The organism is Holospora elegans E1, from assembly GCF_000648275.1.
In the GTDB taxonomy this organism is placed as follows: domain Bacteria; phylum Pseudomonadota; class Alphaproteobacteria; order Holosporales; family Holosporaceae; genus Holospora; species Holospora undulata_A.
Genome location: NZ_BAUP01000039.1, coordinates 1 through 17,629, shown reverse-complemented (window position 1 = coordinate 17,629; position 17,629 = coordinate 1). Strand labels below are relative to the sequence as shown.

The window sequence follows — 17,629 nt, the reverse complement described above, 5'->3', positions numbered from 1 at the left end:
CTGCCTTAATCCTATCTGCTGCGTTCTTAACGCAACACGATCTTCTTCTTTCAGAAATCTTTGCATAAAAAAAATTATTAACACATAAAATTAAACTTTTAAACTATTTCATTCAGCATGAGTATATGCGCTGTTTAAAAGCACCAAAATTTTGATTTTTTATCCAAGTAAAAGCGACCATTGTCTTTTTCACAAACATCTTGTATCCTCATAAAAAGCTTTGATCTTTTTTTGAGCGCTGTGTTTACTGTGGTCCCTTCTTTTTCACCTGAAAACAACTCTATATTTTATACATCTTCTTTGGGGAATAGGTTTTATGCTTACATTGGGCTTGAAACTCATCTTCAAATCAAGAGCGCAAGAAAGATTTTTTCTTCTGCTCCAGTAGGCGCAGAACCTCTGATTGCTAATCATTGTGTTGATTTTGTGGATATGGCTTTTCCTGGAATGCTTCCTGTTCTTAACCGTTCTTCTGTTGAACAAGGGATTCGTATGGGGCTTGCCATAAAGGGAACAGTGAATGCGTATTGTGTTTTTGATCGCAAACACTATTTTTATCCAGACAATCCATCAGGATACCAAATTTCTCAGCAACGCTATCCTTTAGTAGAGCGCGGAGAAGTCTCCATCGTGGTGGATTGCCCTTGTTTAACTCCTCGGTATGAAAAAACAGTGCGGATTCATCGACTTCACCTTGAACAAGATGCGGGGAAAAGTCTGCACGATTCAAGTGGAGAGTCTTTGATTGATTTTAATCGCGCTGGCGTAGGATTGATGGAAATTGTTTCTCAGTGCGATCTTTCGTCCCCGGAAGAGGCAGCTGCCTATGTAGAACATATTCAACGCATTGCGCGCTATACAAAGACCAGTGATGGAGATATGGAAAAAGGGCAAATGCGTTTTGATGTCAATATTTCTGTGAGTCCAGAAAGCGGAGTTTTAGGAACCCGTGTAGAAATTAAAAATATGAATTCTGTTCGGTTTTTAAAGGCTGCTTTGTATTACGAAATTTCAAGGCAAATCCAGCAATTAGAGCAAAAAACCCCGCTAGTTCAAGAAACCAGAGGGTTTGATGAAAAAGCGGGGGTAACTTTTAGTATGCGCTCTAAAGAGGAAGCGCAAGATTATCGGTATTTTCCTGATCCCGATTTACCAACAGTATGCATTGAAAAAGATTGGGTGCAAAAGATTTATAGTTCTTTACCAGAGCTTTTTGATGCAAGGCGTAAGCGCTTTATGCAAAATTTTCAGTTATCAGAATACGATAGTTTTGTTTTAACAGAGATATCAGAAGTTGCCGATTTTTTTGAAGAAACTTTAAATGCTGTACCAAAAGAAACTTTAGAAAACAATAAATCTAATTTAAGTAAAGTGGCGTCTAACTGGATCAGCGGCCCCTTGTTTTCAAAAATAACGCATAAAGAAAGAATTAAGGAAGAAGTGCGTTTTTCTCCTTCTCAATTTGCGGAATTTATTTTATGCGTAACAGAAAAGATCGTTTCCACACCCATAGCAAAAGAAATTTTTCAAGAAATGTTAGATCATGGGCTAAGTGTTAAGGAAATAATGCAGAAAAAAAATATAGATCTAAAAGGGAAAACTCAAGAACAGTTGATGGAGGTATTAAAAGAGATTCATGCAGAAAATCCTCATCAAGTTCAAGCATATTTGTCTGGTAAAGAAAAGTTACTTATGTTTTTTTTGGGACAAACCATGAAAAAACTAAATGGAAGAGGAAATCCAGAACAGCTTCAAAACCTTTGGAAAGACTATCTTCAATCTCTAGGAAAAAAAGAAGATCTTTAAACTAAGAACCGCTTTATGAGATTTTTTAGGTGCTATTTTTGAATCGATCTTCCCATAGCGTATAGCAGATTTTTTTCTTTATACAGAAAAGGGAAGAAAGTTTTTGGTAGAATTTTATTAAAAAGGGTATGCTTACTTTATTTTTTTAACAGCGCTGATGCTGTACTTGTGTTTTTCCAAATCTTTCTTTAGACGTTCAATATTTACACCTTTTTTAGTATTGCATAGATTTTTAAGGTTACTGAGAGCAAGCTGACCTTGAGGAACAGGGGTTTTTTCTGTATTTTCTAGTACTGGAGTTCCTTTTGCTTTTGAAGGAATTGAAGCATTTAATGCATTTTTTTGGATAGCCAAAAGTCCCATTTGTGCTCCATCCTCGCAATACACCGCAACCGGAGGAAGGTACGCGTCAGAGGAAGGCGGGGCAGATATCGTAACTTTGTTTTCAGATGAAGAGGGCATAGAGCTTATCTTGGGAGAGCTTAATGCAAGTGAAGGGGACGATAGTGTAGAGGGAAGAGATAGAGAAGAGGTTAGAGAAGAAAGTCCAGAAAGTTCACTCGTTCCAGTACTCATTGATAATTGCGGGAGTATTGTCGAAATAGAAGACGAATTTAGAGGTGATAAGCTGTTATTTTTAAAGGAGTTAATACGTTTTGGACAGGGGGTTCTGAAGCGGGTTTAGTGCTCTCGTCTGAAATTTTGTCAATTATTTTGTCTATTTTATTAGAAGAAACATCTAAAATATTGTGAATAGTATCTGAAGCTTTATTAATGATTGGCGGAGCATTTTTAGCTGAATAATCGATAATTTTATTTACTGCATTGGAAGAATTTTTCGAGATTTTACTAATATCATTAGAATCGTTAGAAACAAAAGAAGCAGTAGGTGATAAAGTTTCAACTTTCTCTTTTAAAAATTGGCTTGAAAGAGGGCTGTTTATAGCCCCTGATAAAGGGGTTCCAGAAATAGATTGTGGCCACGCAGTAGGGTTAACTTTAGAAAAATCAAAACTATATGCACGAATACTGAACAACCATAATATTAAAACATATTTTTTCATATATTTAACTATGTGGTATTTTCTAAGATTTTAATCTCTAAAAGCCAAAATATAATTAACAACATAGAATATAAAAAAACTTTACATTTTTCGTTTTCTATTAAAATATTTTATTATAAAAGACGCTTTTATGTAGCGCGCACTCTTTTTTTTTCAAAAAAAACGTGATAGAATCAAAACCAAAGGCGGGGTAGCTCAGTTGGTTAGAGCGACGGAATCATAATCCGCAGGTCGGGGGTTCAAATCCCTCTTCCGCTAGGAATTAAATGTACGGAATATAAACTCATGACAGAAAAAATTTTGAAAGATCTTGAGCGTGAATTGAGTCTTGGCTTAGGCGCGTTAGAAAAAAGATTTTTAGGGTTAAGGGTGGGGCGTGCCCGGCCGGAACTTTTGGAAAATTTGCCTATAGACGTTTATGGAGGAAAGCAGAATTTAGGAAAGGTTTCTTCTATTTCCGCACCTCAAGCGCAGCTTTTAGTCGTAGAAGTTTGGGATCCTTCGATCAAAAATTCAGTAGAAAAAGTTCTGAGAAAGGCATCTTACAGTCCAAATATAGAGGGAAACCGTTTTTCTGTTCCAATTCCAACTCCTACTGAAGAACGCCGCAATGAGCTTGTCAGAATTTCTTTTCAGTACGCCGAAGAAGTTAAAATTGGCTTTCGAAATCAGCGTAGATCTGTTTTAGACGGAATTGAAAAGCGAAAAAAAGAAGAGAACATCTCAGAAGATTTAGTCCGAAAGTTTAGGCATGATGTAGATAGGACGGTTAATAGCTACGTAGAAAAAGTAGATATTTTGGCGAAAAAGCAGGAGCTAGTTGTAAAGAATATTTGATGAATTTTTATTAAATTGCCGGAGTAAAAAAAATTATTTTTTTGCACGTTTTTGAACACCCCACAAGTAATACCAAACAAGAAAGAGCTGTAATAATCTAAGTTTAAAAAGTCTCTTAAGATATTTGATATAGGATTTTTCGAGATTCAAGCCTTTAGTTTTCATATTTTTGAATATTCTCCATCTTTTCTTATAGTCTTAAAAATTTGGTCTTGATTTTTTGAAAAGTTTGAGCAGATAATAAGATAGTCTTCTTTGATTTTTTCCTACAATTTGAGTTTTGGATCACTCAAATCTTTGGAATACTCTTTCAAATGTCAGAAGAAATTCACTGTTAAGGCATGGTGCCGAAAGTTTTGTTTGTCAATTAAACTTAATATTCAATAAAATACTTTCTTACCCTTCATTCTGCAAACATTATATCTGCATTCATGTTTACTCCTTCTTAAAAGTGAGGGGGGCGTATGATTTTAGACATTGCAAATTCGTTGATCTGTAAAATTTTATAAAATTTTTTCTTTTATAAAAAGCTTTTAATTGTTTTTTATCCATGAGGGGATGTTTTGATATAATTTTTAGTGTTATACTGGGAGGAGAATTAAAAAAAAGTAAGTTGATAAGAAAAAACTTAGACTTAGAAACTTTTCTACAAAAACCTTTTCCCCTGATGTGTATAGCGGGAGCTACTGCTTGTGGAAAAAGTGGGCTAGCTTTTGAAATAGCAAAAAAATATAACGGGGTCATTATCAATGCAGACAGCCAGCAAATATACCAGGGGCTTCCATTGTTAACTGCTCAACCTTCTTTAAGCGAGCAAAGAGAAATTTCTCACAAACTTTACCAGTACGTTCCTAATAAAGAACCGAAACGGGATGTAAAACAATGGATCCAAGATGCCATGAAAGAAATTCATGAATGCCACGATGCAGGATATCTTCCCATATTAGTGGGAGGATCAGGATTTTACTTTCAAGCTCTAGAACAAGGTCTAAGTCCTTTTCCACCAATAGAGCCCATAGATGAATCGGAATTATTAAAAAAATATCCAAATTATTCGCTTTATGAAATATTAGACTACGTAGATTCGATTTCCGCAAAAAAAATAATGAAGCAAGATAAACAAAGAATTTTAAGAGCATTGCGTGTTTATTTTTCTACAAAAATTCCTTTATCTTGTTGGCAAAAACGCCCGAAGACACGTCCCCTTTCTTATTGCTCTTGGTATAAAATTTATATTTTCTGTGAAAAATTTCTACTACAGAAACGAATTCGAGAACGATTTGATCAAGCATGTCGCAACGGACTACTTCAAGAGGTTTTTGAGTTTTCTCTTAGTCCAGATTCTCCCTTAAGTCGCGCAATTGGAATAAAGATATTAAAATCCTGGGAAAGAGGAGAATTCTCATGGAAAGAAACGCAAGAAAAATTTTTAACGGAAACTTGGCAATATGCAAAACGTCAAAAAACCTGGTTCCATCATCGTTTTATTCCAGACAAAAAGATAATATTAGAATAAAACTAAGAGCATATAAAATTGAATAGGTAAGGATAAAAAAAATATTTATTTATTTATAAAAAATTCAAGAAAAATATAAGAAGATCCAAGACAAAAAAAGCTGTAGAATATAAAAAAAATGAAAAAAATAAACATAAAAAAAATATAAGAAAAAAAGATGCTTAAAGACTGGCAACGACCTACTTTTTCACGCCTTAAGACGAAATATCATCAGCGCTAAGCGTCTTAACGGTCGAGTTCGAAATGGGATCGTGTGTTTTCCGCTTGCTCTAGTCACCAGTCCATAAACACCTATGGGTAACAAAATCTAACATGAATGTAAATCAAGCCAATGGGACGATTAGTACTGATTAGCTAAAAAGGTTACCCTTCTTACACATTCAGCCTATCAACGTGGTAGTCTACCACAGTCCTCATAGAGAAAATTAGTTTTGAGGTTAGTTTCCCGCTTAGATGCTTTCAGCGGTTATCTAGTCCGTACATAGCTACCCAGCACTGCTTTTGGCAAAACAACTGGTACACCAGAGGTACGTCCATCCCGGTCCTCTCGTACTAGGGAAAGATCCTCTCAATTTTCTAACACCCACGGCAGATAGGGACCGAACTGTCTCACGACGTTCTGAACCCAGCTCACGTACCGCTTTAATTGGCGAACAGCCAAACCCTTGGGACCTTCTACAGCCCCAGGATGCGATGAGCCGACATCGAGGTGCCAAACCCCCCCGTCGATAAGAACTCTTGGGAGGGATAAGCCTGTTATCCCCGGCGTACCTTTTATCCGTTGATCGATGACCCTTCCATGAGGGATCACCGGGTCACTATGACCGACTTTCGTCTCTGTTCGACTTGTATGTCTTACAGTCAGGCAAGCTTGTGCCATTGCACGCTACAGCTGATTTCTGTCCAGCCTGAGCTTACCATCGCGCGCCTCCGTTACAATTTAGGAGGCGACTGCCCCAGTCAAACTACCCACCATGCATGGTCCTGGCGCTGGATGACAGCGCTCAGTTAGATACCAAATAGATTCAGGGTGGTATTTCAAGGTTGGCTCCACACCAGCTAGCGCCAATGCTTCAAAGCCTCCCACCTATTCTACACAAAATCTACCTTGTACCAATGCAAAGCTATAGTAAAGGTGCACGGGGTCTTTCCGTCTAACCGCGGGTACTCCGCATCTTCACGGAGAATTCAATTTCACTGAGTTGATGTTGGAGACAGTGGAGAAGTCGTTACGCCATTCATGCAGGTCGGAACTTACCCGACAAGGAATTTCGCTACCTTAGGACCGTTAGATTTACGGCCGCCGTTTACTGGGGCTTCAATTCAGTGCTTGCACACCTCCTCTTAACCTTCCAGCACCGGGCAGGCGTCAGACCCTATACATCGAATTTCTTCTTCGCAGAGCCCTGTGTTTTAGTTAAACAGTCGCTACTCCCTCTTATGTGCCACCTTAATAGGGTTTCCCCCATCAAGGCACTCCTTATCCCGAAGTTACGGAGTCAATTTGCCGAGTTCCTTCAACATCATTCTCTCAAGCGCCTTAGTATACTCTACTTGTCCACCAGTGTCGGTTTGGGGTACGGTCTATTGCTGGGATTATTTCCTGGAAGAAAAAACATAGCTAGCTCAATCCATTTAGAACTAACATCATTTTTCCTTCGTCATCTCCAGCTGGCTCAGGAATTTTAACCTGATTCCCATCGACTACGACTTTCGTCCTCGCCTTAGGGGCCGGCTAACCCTGCGTGGATTACCCTTGCGCAGGAACCCTTGGACTTTCGGCGGAAGTGTTTTTAACACTTCTTTACGTTACTCATGTCAGCATTCTCACTTCTGATATCTCCAAAAGACTTCACAATCTTTCTTCAACGACTTACAGAACGCTCCGCTACCGCTTTTCTTTCGAAAAGCCCACATCTTCGGTGCATCACTTTAGCCCCGTTACATTCTCGGCGCAGATCGACTTAATTAGACTAGTGAGCTATTACGCTTTCTTTAAAGGATGGCTGCTTCTAAGCCAACCTCCTAGCTGTCTTGGTCAATCCACCTCCTTACCCACTGAGTGATGACTTAGGGACCTTAGATGGTGGTTAGGGTTGTTTCCCTTTCGACGACGGACGTTATCGCCCGCCGTCTGTCTGCTGTACTTAGCTTTTTGGTATTCGGAGTTTGGTTGGGTTTAGTAAGAATCGCTTCCCCTTAGCCCATTCAGTGCTCTACCCCCAAAAAGAAACATACAACGCTCTACCTAAATAGATTTCGCGGAGAACCAGCTATTTCCAGGTTTGATTGGCCTTTCACCCCTAACCACAAATCATCCACAACTTTTGCAACAGCATATGGTTCGGCCCTCCAGCACGCATTACCGCACCTTCAGCCTGTTCATGGCTAGATCACCTGGTTTCGGGTCTTATTCGTGAAACTATACGCCCTATTAAGACTCGCTTTCGCTTCGCCTACATCTAACGACTTAAGCTCGCTTCACAAACAAACTCGCTGACCCATGATACAAGAGGTACGCCGTCACAGCCTATTCGCTGCTCCGACTGCATTGTAAGCATTCAGTTTCAGATACTATTTCACCTCCCTTATCGGGATACTTTTCACCTTTCCCTCACGGTACTTGTTCACTATCGGTCACTGAGGAGTACTTAGGCTTGGAGGATGGTCCCCCCATGTTCAAACAGGATTTCACGTGTCCCGCCCTACTCTTGTCACTTCTAATCGGTTACCTATACGGGGCTATCACCCTTTTTTGCTTCCTTTTCCAAAAGAATTCTAGTTCCAATTAAAAATGCACTGGCCTGGTCCGATTTCGCTCGCCACTACTTTCGGAGTCTCGGTTGATTTCTTTTCCTCCAGCTACTTAGATGTTTCAGTTCGCTGGGTTCGCTTCTTAAGTCCTATGAATTCAGACTAAGATACCGCTATTGCGGTAGGTTTCCCTATTCGGATATCCGCGGATCAATGGATATTGACTCCTCCCCGCAGCTTTTCGCAGTCTTTCACGTCCTTCATCGCCTCTCAATGCCAAGGCATCCACTAAATGCTCTTATAACGCTTGATTTACACTCATGTTAAATTTTTAAACTTTTATCTAATTTTTACAATATTAGACAATTGAATTTTTTATTACCCATTCTTATACACTTATCAAAGATTATCTTCTTGGACCCAAAAAGGTGGAGATGATCGGAGTCGAACCGATGGCCTCATGCTTGCAAAGCACGCGCTCTGACCAGCTGAGCTACACCCCCATTACGAAAGTGGGCCAGGTAGGACTTGAACCTACGACCTCACGCTTATCAAGCGTGCGCTCTGACCAGCTGAGCTACTAGCCCGGTACCTTTTGATCTCAGAGAGATAAACAGTCAACACGCGTTACCCCAGTTCCTATCGTTGCAGTACTTTTCTTCCTGCCTCATAGAAAGGAGGTGATCCAGCCGCAGGTTCCCCTACGGCTACCTTGTTACGACTTAACCCCAGTCATCAACCCCACCATAGTCAGCTGCCTCCTTTCGGTTAGCTCACTGGTTTCAGGTAGAATCAACTCCCATGGCTTGACGGGCGGTGTGTACAAGGCCCGTGAACGTATTCACCGTGGCGTGCTGATCCACGATTACTAGCGATTCCAACTTCATGTTCTCGAGTTGCAGAGAACAATCCGAACTGAGATGACGTTTTAGGATTTGCTCAGGGTCTCCCCGTTGCTTCCCTTTGTCGCCACCATTGTAGCACGTGTGTAGCCCAGCCCATAAGGGCCATGAGGACCTGACGTCATCCTCTCCTTCCTCCGATTTATCACCGGCAGTCTCCTTATAGTCCTCAGCATTACCTGTTAGCAAATAAGGACAAGGGTTGCGCTCGTTGCGGGACTTAACCCAATATCTCACGACACGAGCTGACGACAGCCATGCAGCACCTGTGTGGAGTCCGGCCGAACCGAAGATTCTATCTCTAGAATCGGTAACTCCCATGTCAAGAGCTGGTAAGGTTCTTCGCGTGTTGACGAATTAAACCACATGCTCCACCGCTTGTGCGGGCCCCCGTCAATTCCTTTAAGTTTTAATCTTGCGATCGTAGTCCTCAGGCGGAGTGCTTAATGCGTTAGCTGCGACACCAACTTATAAAGCTGACGTCTAGCACTCATCGTTTAGGGCGTGGACTACCAGGGTATCTAATCCTGTTTGCTCCCCACGCTTTCGTGCCTCAGTGTCAGTTACGGACCAGAAAGTCGCTTTCGCCTCTGATGTTCCTCCTAATATCTACGAATTTCACCTCTACACTAGGAATTCCACTTTCCTCTACCGCACTCTAGTCTTCCAGTTTGAAACGCACCCCCCAGGTTAAGCCCGGGTATTTAACATCTCACTTAAAAAACCACCTACGCACCCTTTACGCCCAGTTATTCCGAACAACGCTAGCCCCCTCTGTATTACCGCGGCTGCTGGCACAGAGTTAGCCGGGGCTTTTTCTCTCGTTACCGTCATCATCTTCACGAGTAAAAGAATTTTACGACCCGAAGGCCTTCTTCATTCACGCGGCATTGCTGGATCAGGGTTTCCCCCATTGTCCAATATTCCTCACTGCTGCCTCCCGTAGGAGTCTGGGCCGTATCTCAATCCCAGTGTGGCTGATCATCCTCTCAGACCAGCTACAGATCGTAGGCTTGGTAGGCCTTTACCCCACCAACTACCTAATCTGACGCGGGCTCATCTTTTGGCGATAAATCTTTTCTTATTTCTAAGTATATGCGGTATTAGCCAAGGTTTCCCTCGGTTGTCCCCCTCCAAAAGGCAGATTCCCACGCGTTACTCACCCGTTTGCCACTAGAGACATTGCTGCCTCTCGTTTGACTTGCATGTGTTAAGCATGCCGCCAGCGTTCGTTCTGAGCCAGGATCAAACTCTCATGTTTTGCTTTATGCTAAACTCTTCAGCTTAGCACCCTAGCTACTCTACTTTTTATTCTAATTAACGGGATAAACGTGTTGACTGTTTATCTCTCTTTTTCTTTACTTCCTCAAAGATCTGTTCTTATCCTACCCTCCTTCCTTCCTACTGTCAACACCCCTTTTCTTTTTTTTTTGCCTCATCTTCTTTTTCTTTTTTACCCCCCCCCTCCTTTCACACTCTATTCTCCCTTCTTTTCAAATTACACCCCTTTTCTTACAATCTCTTGACTGTAAAATTCAAATAATCCCCTAATAAAAAAAATTTAATTCAGATATATCCACTCCCATCCCCTGTCTATCAATTCTTTAACCGCTTTGGAATATTCAATGAATGCTGTTTTTTATTAGAACGCTTTGGAAACCTTAGCTCCCACAATACAAAACGGAAAATTGTAGTCAGGAAAGAGCGTTTCTGGAAAGAGTGTTTCTATTGGTACATTGACTTTTTTCTTCAAACCTTGCCTAGACCCACTTATGTTTAATAGAGTTAATGATCTACGAAGGTAAATAAATAAGTTTGTGTCTAGCCTTTTCCAGAACTTCTTTCTTCTCCCCCCCCCCCATCATGAGCGCAAAAACCAAAAAGCCTCTTTAGGGAAATTCTTGAAGCCTTGGCTTGTCATGAGAAAATCTTCTTTCATCGATCAAATGGTAGAACAGCCTTAACTCTCCTATACTCTTAACTTTTTTCGAAAATTCAGATCTCTTTGCTGTACCTGCTTTGAGATAACCTCCTAAGCACTTACTTGCTTCCACTTGCACTGATATTCAGGCGTTTTGCCTGCTCAGTAGAAATCTGGAAAGCCCCTAATATCTTTTAGAAGGTTTCCCCACCTTACAAAACTTCTGAAAATGTAAGCTTTTCTGAGACTTTATTGAATAGAAACTTATTAAGCGTAAATCTATAGCAATAGATTATAAATTAAATCTCTAGGAACAGCTTAACTAATTATCTTTTGTGTTGTGTAAGCTATTACATTTTCACACTTCCCTTTTTAAGATATATCGCTCACTTTCATATACGTTATGGCTTTCCAAATGTGCGATAAGTTCCGCTGTTTGTGAAACTTCAGCTTGCTTACAGAGTCCCCGCTTGACACCATTAACTTTCGATCCTCCTTATACTCTTCTACGATCGTCAATCAGAAGAGCATTAGCAATTTTACGCGCTTCACCCTTTGTCAGATAACAAAACAGACTTAATCCTATTTGCTACGCGTAGGTTCTTTATTTGGTTCATTAAAAGGCCGCTTGCGTATAAAACGAGGGCTTTGAGCTTGTTTTTCTCGGGAACACCTGAGTTTACATGAAATTTTTTCCACATTTTTTACATTTGTACCGCTGCCCCCTCGAACAAAACCGCTTTTAAAGCAATCAGAACATTAACAAAATTTTTTAGAGGCTTTCAAAGGACCTCCTTTGCTATTTTTAACAAAAAATATCTTTAGTTAAACACTTTGCTGATTTAGATATGCAAAATCTAGCGGCTACTTTTTCACATGACAAACCGTGCTTTGTTTTTAATACTTTTTTTCGAAAATCTAATGAATATGTTATAACTTTAATTATATGATGCTTAATTGTCATATTCTTTTTATCTCTTGATACTGAATTCGCTTTTCTTTACTTCGCTTTTCTTGGCTTGCTTTCGCGTACGAAAAGTCTTTTTTTTAAGCTATAGCCTAATCTTTTTAACCTGTAACTGATTGCACCCCAAATGCTTGAGTAGCTTTTTTTCAAGGTCATATCTTGGGTTTCTTTGACGTACGCTTCAAGCTTTTCTAAGTCAATCTTTTTTTGATCCATCACGCCTCTTAGGAAAATAACTACCTTTTTGTCTGTATTTTCTATGCCACCTGCCTATCGCAGCTACACTTTTTTAAATAGGTGCGATGCTTCAATATACCCGCCCCCTCATCTAAATATTCTATTCCCCTTTGTCTTAAATCGTTGCTACAGCTCTTTGTCATTTTCCTTTTATTGCACCTGATTTAACCTAAATTACTATAGTATCGGGAAACGGTATCGTCTCCCCTAGAGCCTGTATGCATGATTTAGCTAACTTTCTTAATAGGATCATGGAATGGACTATCATACTCATGTTTTCAGCAGTCGCTATGGCAATTTCACAATCTTTAGATACCCTTCGAAAATGATTTAGCCATGCAAATCTTCTTTCGACAATCCAACACGTTGGAAGTATGGCCATCCTTGAGATATACGCTCTGAGATACTATAGTTTTATTCAATAGAGCTCTCACAAATTCCTCCGTGGGGTTTCTATATCCAGCTTCTGCCACGCTTCCTTTAATGTAGGATTTTTTGCACCGCTTCCTTAAAAACTCTGCACCCAGCACCTGTGTCATTGGCCTTATGAACCGTGATATGGATCAGATTGCCTTGCCTATCAACACCACTTACGTCCTTTTATCTTTTTTTCCCCCATCCATACCTGTTTTTTCTGATGTGCCTGTGGGGTTAACACTTTGTGAATGATGCTATAGCTGGGATTTTTGCTCCTTTCATACTTAATTCGGCTTGTCTTATCAAGTTCATGCATCTGAATGTACCGTCCAATATGGTGGAAAATCTTTTGGTAGAATGCGCCATTGACAACCGCTCTTGATCATATAAAATACTTCGTTAACCCCCTCTTCTTTGTTGTATTTGCTTCTCTTTCCGTAATTGCCGCTATCAAAATGATGCTTTATCACATTCCTCTCTTTTAAATCGCTTGGATAATTCATCTTCTACATCTTCAGGCCATTTATATCACACTTTTCTATTTATGAATACAGGTTCTAACTCTATCCAGCTTCATTGTCATATTCTTTTTGTGATGTTTTAGATATAGTATTTTAAAATGATTAAGTACTGATACTTTTTTTATTAGTGCGTTACCGTTACGAAACTTCGTCAAAAAAATTATTTATTATGGGTAAAAAATATTTATAATAATAAAGGAATCAGAGGTTTGAAGACATGAATAGATCAACAAAATAAAGAAAAAATTTTAACTTAATATTTGTAAAAAAATCATAAAATATTGATGAAATTCATTCAACAAAAAAAAGTTTACTTTTATTAACAATCTGCGTAGATCTTTTTTCGATATCAAAATCTGACCAAGACATGTGAAATATGTACATATGATTTTTTTACTTTATAAAAATGTATTAAAGGTACCGTAGACTTTTTTGATATTTTCATTCAAAATAACAATAAATTATTAAATTTAGCGAGTTTTTTTGCGTGTACATTGCGCTTCGTAATCACAGCTCTTATTCTTTATTAGAAAGCTCCATTCGGATTCCTGAGCTTATTGATACTGCAAAAAAGTTGCAAATGCCTGCCTTAGGATTGTGTGATCAGCATCATTTGTTTAGTGCAATGGAATTTTCTCTGGCGTGTAAACGCGCAAAGATTTTTCCTATTTTGGGATGTAATGTTACTTTGGTTCTTCAAAATCATTGCTGGGATGTGGGATTGTGGGTCAAAACCTCTCAAGGATACGAAAATTTATGCCAACTTATTAGCTATTCTACCGTGCATAATACCGACACGATGCGAGAGAAAATAACACTTGAACAATTAAAGAAATTTTCCCAAGGGTTAATCTTAACCACAGGAGGAAAATTCGGTCCGTTGTATGGTCTTTTGGGGCAAAATAAACCTAAAGAAGCTCAAGAAGCCTTAAATCTTCTTCAAGAAATCTATAAAGATCACCTTTATATTGAATTACAACGATGTGATAATACCTCTAGAGCCTTAGACGAGGTATGCATTCAACTTGCCTACCAAGAAAACATCCCTCTTTTGGCGACGAATCCTGCTTTTTTTATGGATGCAAAAGATTTTTCTGCTCACGATGCATTGCGATGCATTGCTCTTGGACGCTATGTGATAGAAGAAGATCGCCCGAAACTTTCTCCAGAATATTGTTTTAAGACTCAAAAAGAAATGGAGAGTTTATTTTCTGATATTCCTGAAGCACTAAGCAATACTTATCAATTTTTTCAAAGGATTGGATTTCTATTAGAGCCTTGTTCCGTTCGCATTCCATCCTTCCCTTGCGAAAATGAAAAAGAGCTTCTTCACATTGAAAGCCAAAAGGGGCTAGAGCGCCGACTGCTGAAGCATATTTTTCCAAAATTACCAAAATCCGTAGATCAAGAAGAAGTTCGCCAACGCTATATGCACCGATTGTCTTACGAAAGAAGCATTATAGAGCCTATGGGATTTTCTGGATACTTTTTAATCGTTTCAGACTTTATCCGTTGGGCAAAAAAAATAATATTCCTGTTGGGCCAGGGCGGGGATCTGGGGCAAGTTCCTTGATTGCATTTTGTTTGGATATTACGGACGTAGATCCAGTAGAATTTGAATTGGTTTTTGAGCGTTTTATGAATCCAGAACGAGTAAGCATGCCAGACTTTGACGTGGACTTTTGTCAAGAACGCCGAGATGAAGTCATTGCTTATGTTGCAGAAAAATATGGAAAAGATCGGGTAGCACACATCATCACTTTTGGTACACTGCAAGCGCGAGCAGTTCTTCGAGATGTGGGGCGCGTATTGCAAATGCCTTATCGTCAGGTAGATACGATTTGCAAACTTATTCCGCAGCAGCCTACAAATCCAGTCACATTGGATGAAGCTCTAAAGCAAGAACCTGCCCTTATGCGGATGTGGGAAGAAGATGAACATGTGCGCACCCTTATTGAAACAGCAAAACCTTTAGAAGGGCTATACCGTCACGCGGCAACCCATGCTGCTGGTGTTATTATTTCTGACGAACCATTGGCTAAAAAAGTTCCTCTTTACCAAGACCAAAACAGCACTTTGCCCGCTACAGAATTTTCTATGAAGTACATTGAAGCGTGTGGATTAGTAAAATTTGATTTTTTAGGATTAAAAACTCTAACAATTTTACAAAATGCGGTGAACGTTTTAAAAAACAAAGGAATTTACTTAGAACTTTCACAAATTTCTTTAAATGACCCTGCCACTTATGAATTATTAAGACGCGTAGAAACTGTGGGAATTTTTCAACTTGAAAGCACTGGGATGAGCGATGTTTTACGCCAGCTACAACCAGAATCGTTTGAGGAAATTATTGCATTGGTGGCACTGTACCGCCCCGGTCCTATGGACGAAATTCCAAGATACATCGCTTGCCGTCATAAAAGAGAGGTCATTACCTATGAATATCCTATACTCGAGGATATTCTTAAGCCCACATTTGGAGTTATGGTTTACCAGGAACAAGTACTAAAAATTGCTCAATGTTTAGCAGGGTACAGTCTGGGGGAAGCTGACTTACTTCGAAGAGCTATGGGGAAAAAAAAAAGTCAGAAATGAACACGCAGCGGCACACATTTATAGACAGAGTTTTGCAAAAACAAGGAGGGAGTCGCGAGATTGCGAGTCATTTTTTCGATCAAATTGCAAAGTTCGCAGGGTACGCTTTTCCAAAGGCTCACGCAGTTCCCTATGCACTAATATCGTATCAAACTGCTTATCTGAAAGCGAATTATCCTGAAGTTTTTATGGAAAGTCTTATGAATTGCGATATCCATAATACAGATAAGCTTCGGTTATTTGTTTCAGAAGCAAAACGTATGGGAATACAAATTGCTCCAGCTTGCGTAAATGATTCTCATGCATTGTTTAAGGGAGAAGACAAAAAAGTTATTCGCTATGGGCTGGCAGCATTAAAAAATGTGGGGACGCAAGCAATGGAAAACTTGCAAAAAGAAAGAGAGCTAAATGGGCCATTTAGTTCTTTAGAAAATCTTCTTCATCGACTGAGCTGTACTTTGAATAAAAAGCAACTTGAAGCACTAATTACAGCGGGGGCTTTAGACGGACTTTTTCCTCATCGAAGTACTTTGATGCACAGTATAGATCGATTGCTAAAATTTAGTGCGCAGCCCGTGGCAGCAGATACGCTGTTTCCTACAGAAATATCTTCTCTTTGTCTTCAATCTTCCCCTGCCTGGGGGAATTTCGAAACTTTAGAATATGAACGACAAGCGTTTGGATTTTATTTAAATTCCCACCCACTGACGTTATTTTTACAAAATTCTCCTGATGTAGTAAGATCGCAAGATATGGAAAAAATGTCTTTATATATTCGAAAAAATCAATCTTTTCGCATGTGTGGTATGGTTATGGCGGTAAAAGAAAAAGTTAGTAAAGGAGGAAAAAAATATGCTTTTATCACGCTTTCTGATGGAGAAGGAAATTATGAAATTACGCTTTTTTCAGATCTTTTAACAAAATATCGAGATTTACTTACTCCAGGTCAAGCGCTAGATCTTAAAATTGCAGGACGCCTTGAAGAACAAGCTGTTCGGTTAATTACTCAAGATATTGCAGCGTTGTCTTTTCCTGATGAAGTGTGGGCGTGTTTTATCAAAAGTTCAAACAGTATAGACCTACTTGAAGAATTTTTAAAAACCGCAGGCCCTGGAAATGTTCAGGTTCGGTTTGTTATATCTATTCAAGACAAAGGAACCGTCTCAGGAACGTTACCTAAAGGGTTTAATTTGACTGCTCAACACAAAGAATCTTGGAAATCTCTTTGGGAAGACAATTAAAAAAATTAACACATATTTAACTAAACTTAAAGAATATAGCTAAGCCGTTATGAAAGTTCATGTAAAAAAGACATGGGAAGTTCATCTTTTATGAGAAGCTTTTTTGACCTAATCTCGTTTTTCTTAATAAATTCTAATACTTGGCAGGTAAGAAATAAAAGAAAAAGTTAATCAGCTTTTATATTTTATTTTTGTAGAGTCTATCAATAGAGTGATTAATGAGTACCAAATTTCCGAAGATGATACTTTTGGAATTATTCGACCTGTAGAAAAAACTATACCTGAACAGAAAAACCTTGAAGAAAAGATACTTTCTGTATTTTCACATCAACAATTTTACCAGTAAAAAAAGTGGGATGACACCTAATACCAATTCCCATTGCTAAATAAGCATATAATGATTTCCTTTTAAGAAGAGGAGAAGTATATCATAGGTGTATAACAACAGCTTAAATAGAGTGGCATCCTCATCAAAATTATCAACCGCACAGGTCGAAGAAAAAGAAAAATATCAGCTTAGGAATATTGGTAAAGCTGAACGAATATCACGTAAATTAGCAGAGGCAATTTCAGCCAGGACTCATGGCATTAGTCAAGTTGCAAAGATTCACGACATAACTAGAACAACTCTGACTTCGTAAATCAAGCAGGCTCGATAGAAAGACTTAACGCACCTGCAGGCGCAAAGGAAAAACAAACTTAACGCTGCGCAAACAAGGGGCTCTTGCATGATAGATTTTTAGGCGGAAAATTTTTATAACGGATCCTTTTTTATGATTTTTTATAAATTTAGATAAAGAAAGTCTTTAGACTTATAAAAATGTCCAGATTTAAAGCTCAATAAGTTGTTT

Annotated in this window: 11 protein-coding genes, 3 tRNA genes, 3 rRNA genes and 1 pseudogene; 7 read left to right on the top strand and 11 right to left on the bottom strand. The window is 39.1% G+C overall.

Annotation, left to right across the window (positions count from 1 at the left end; all coding sequences use genetic code 11):
• Positions 1–240: 240 nt before the first annotated feature.
• Entirely contained in the window at positions 241–1,806 is a 1,566-nt protein-coding gene (gatB, locus tag HE1_RS01080) for an Asp-tRNA(Asn)/Glu-tRNA(Gln) amidotransferase subunit GatB (RefSeq protein WP_235075715.1), read from the top strand.
• Between the two features lie 132 nt (positions 1,807–1,938).
• Here gatB and HE1_RS01075 read toward each other — a convergent pair whose 3' ends face one another.
• Complete coding sequence (locus tag HE1_RS01075; RefSeq protein ID WP_035543696.1) at positions 1,939–2,382, bottom strand: hypothetical protein; 444 nt, start codon at positions 2,380–2,382, stop codon at positions 1,939–1,941.
• Between the two features lie 38 nt (positions 2,383–2,420).
• Positions 2,421–2,870, bottom strand: a complete 450-nt coding sequence (locus HE1_RS01070) for a hypothetical protein (protein WP_035543682.1) — start codon at positions 2,868–2,870, stop codon at positions 2,421–2,423.
• A gap of 184 nt (positions 2,871–3,054) precedes the next feature.
• Here HE1_RS01070 and HE1_RS01065 point away from each other — a divergent pair.
• From HE1_RS01065 to miaA, 3 genes are all read left to right on the top strand, one after another.
• Positions 3,055–3,128, top strand: a tRNA-Met gene (locus HE1_RS01065).
• 27 nt (positions 3,129–3,155) lie between these two features.
• The gene (locus tag HE1_RS06900; protein ID WP_084490839.1) at positions 3,156–3,707 is read left to right on the top strand and encodes a ribosome-recycling factor; all 552 of its coding nucleotides are present in this window, start codon (positions 3,156–3,158) and stop codon (positions 3,705–3,707) included.
• 613 nt (positions 3,708–4,320) lie between these two features.
• Positions 4,321–5,223 carry a tRNA (adenosine(37)-N6)-dimethylallyltransferase MiaA gene (gene miaA / locus HE1_RS01055; protein ID WP_162531146.1) on the top strand — a complete coding sequence of 301 codons (903 nt, stop codon included), beginning with the start codon at positions 4,321–4,323 and terminating at the stop codon, positions 5,221–5,223.
• A gap of 166 nt (positions 5,224–5,389) precedes the next feature.
• On the opposite strand, the gene rrf is transcribed toward miaA, so the two are convergent.
• The 8 genes from rrf to HE1_RS09885 form a co-directional block, all read right to left on the bottom strand.
• Positions 5,390–5,504 (bottom strand): 5S ribosomal RNA (gene rrf, locus HE1_RS01050).
• A 38-nt stretch (positions 5,505–5,542) separates the two neighbouring features.
• Positions 5,543–8,290 (bottom strand): 23S ribosomal RNA (locus HE1_RS01045).
• A 116-nt stretch (positions 8,291–8,406) separates the two neighbouring features.
• Positions 8,407–8,480, bottom strand: a tRNA-Ala gene (locus HE1_RS01040).
• A gap of 10 nt (positions 8,481–8,490) precedes the next feature.
• A tRNA-Ile gene (locus tag HE1_RS01035) sits at positions 8,491–8,564 on the bottom strand.
• A gap of 86 nt (positions 8,565–8,650) precedes the next feature.
• A 16S ribosomal RNA gene (locus HE1_RS01030) occupies positions 8,651–10,140 on the bottom strand.
• Together the 16S, 23S and 5S rRNA genes with 2 tRNA genes alongside form the textbook arrangement of a ribosomal RNA operon.
• Positions 10,141–11,348: 1,208 nt before the next feature.
• Positions 11,349–11,501 carry a hypothetical protein gene (locus tag HE1_RS09250; RefSeq protein ID WP_162832702.1) on the bottom strand — a complete coding sequence of 51 codons (153 nt, stop codon included), beginning with the start codon at positions 11,499–11,501 and terminating at the stop codon, positions 11,349–11,351.
• A 299-nt stretch (positions 11,502–11,800) separates the two neighbouring features.
• Entirely contained in the window at positions 11,801–11,983 is a 183-nt protein-coding gene (locus HE1_RS01025; protein WP_035543657.1) for an IS630 transposase-related protein, read from the bottom strand.
• Between the two features lie 41 nt (positions 11,984–12,024).
• Entirely contained in the window at positions 12,025–12,147 is a 123-nt protein-coding gene (locus tag HE1_RS09885; protein WP_278243029.1) for a hypothetical protein, read from the bottom strand.
• 352 nt (positions 12,148–12,499) lie between these two features.
• On the opposite strand from HE1_RS09885, the gene HE1_RS08585 reads away from it, so the two are divergent.
• Complete coding sequence (locus tag HE1_RS08585; RefSeq protein WP_162531145.1) at positions 12,500–12,673, top strand: hypothetical protein; 174 nt, start codon at positions 12,500–12,502, stop codon at positions 12,671–12,673.
• A 56-nt stretch (positions 12,674–12,729) separates the two neighbouring features.
• Here the strand turns inward: HE1_RS08585 and HE1_RS10190 are convergent, their stop codons facing one another.
• Positions 12,730–12,924, bottom strand: coding sequence for a transposase (locus tag HE1_RS10190; protein WP_052567170.1), 195 nt, complete (start codon positions 12,922–12,924; stop codon positions 12,730–12,732).
• A gap of 505 nt (positions 12,925–13,429) precedes the next feature.
• On the opposite strand from HE1_RS10190, the pseudogene dnaE reads away from it, so the two are divergent.
• Positions 13,430–15,537: pseudogene (dnaE, locus tag HE1_RS06325) on the top strand (DNA polymerase III subunit alpha); the annotation flags it as partial.
• A complete protein-coding gene (locus HE1_RS06320) occupies positions 15,534–16,778 on the top strand; it encodes a helix-hairpin-helix domain-containing protein (protein ID WP_052567164.1) in 1,245 nt (414 codons plus the stop codon). The pseudogene dnaE and the gene HE1_RS06320, both read left to right, overlap by 4 nt.
• Positions 16,779–17,629: the final 851 nt, after the last annotated feature.

Excerpts from the sequence above, each read along its gene's own strand:
- HE1_RS01075 (WP_035543696.1), bottom strand. The coding sequence starts at position 2,382 with ATGAGTACTGGAACGAGTGAACTTTCTGGACTTTCTTCTCTAACCTCT.
- HE1_RS01070 (WP_035543682.1), bottom strand. The coding sequence starts at position 2,870 with ATGAAAAAATATGTTTTAATATTATGGTTGTTCAGTATTCGTGCATAT.
- HE1_RS06900 (WP_084490839.1), top strand. The coding sequence starts at position 3,156 with ATGACAGAAAAAATTTTGAAAGATCTTGAGCGTGAATTGAGTCTTGGC.
- HE1_RS09250 (WP_162832702.1), bottom strand. The coding sequence starts at position 11,501 with ATGTGGAAAAAATTTCATGTAAACTCAGGTGTTCCCGAGAAAAACAAG.
- HE1_RS01025 (WP_035543657.1), bottom strand. The coding sequence starts at position 11,983 with ATGGATCAAAAAAAGATTGACTTAGAAAAGCTTGAAGCGTACGTCAAA.
- HE1_RS09885 (WP_278243029.1), bottom strand. The coding sequence starts at position 12,147 with ATGACAAAGAGCTGTAGCAACGATTTAAGACAAAGGGGAATAGAATAT.
- HE1_RS10190 (WP_052567170.1), bottom strand. The coding sequence starts at position 12,924 with ATGAATTATCCAAGCGATTTAAAAGAGAGGAATGTGATAAAGCATCAT.
- HE1_RS06320 (WP_052567164.1), top strand. The coding sequence starts at position 15,534 with ATGAACACGCAGCGGCACACATTTATAGACAGAGTTTTGCAAAAACAA.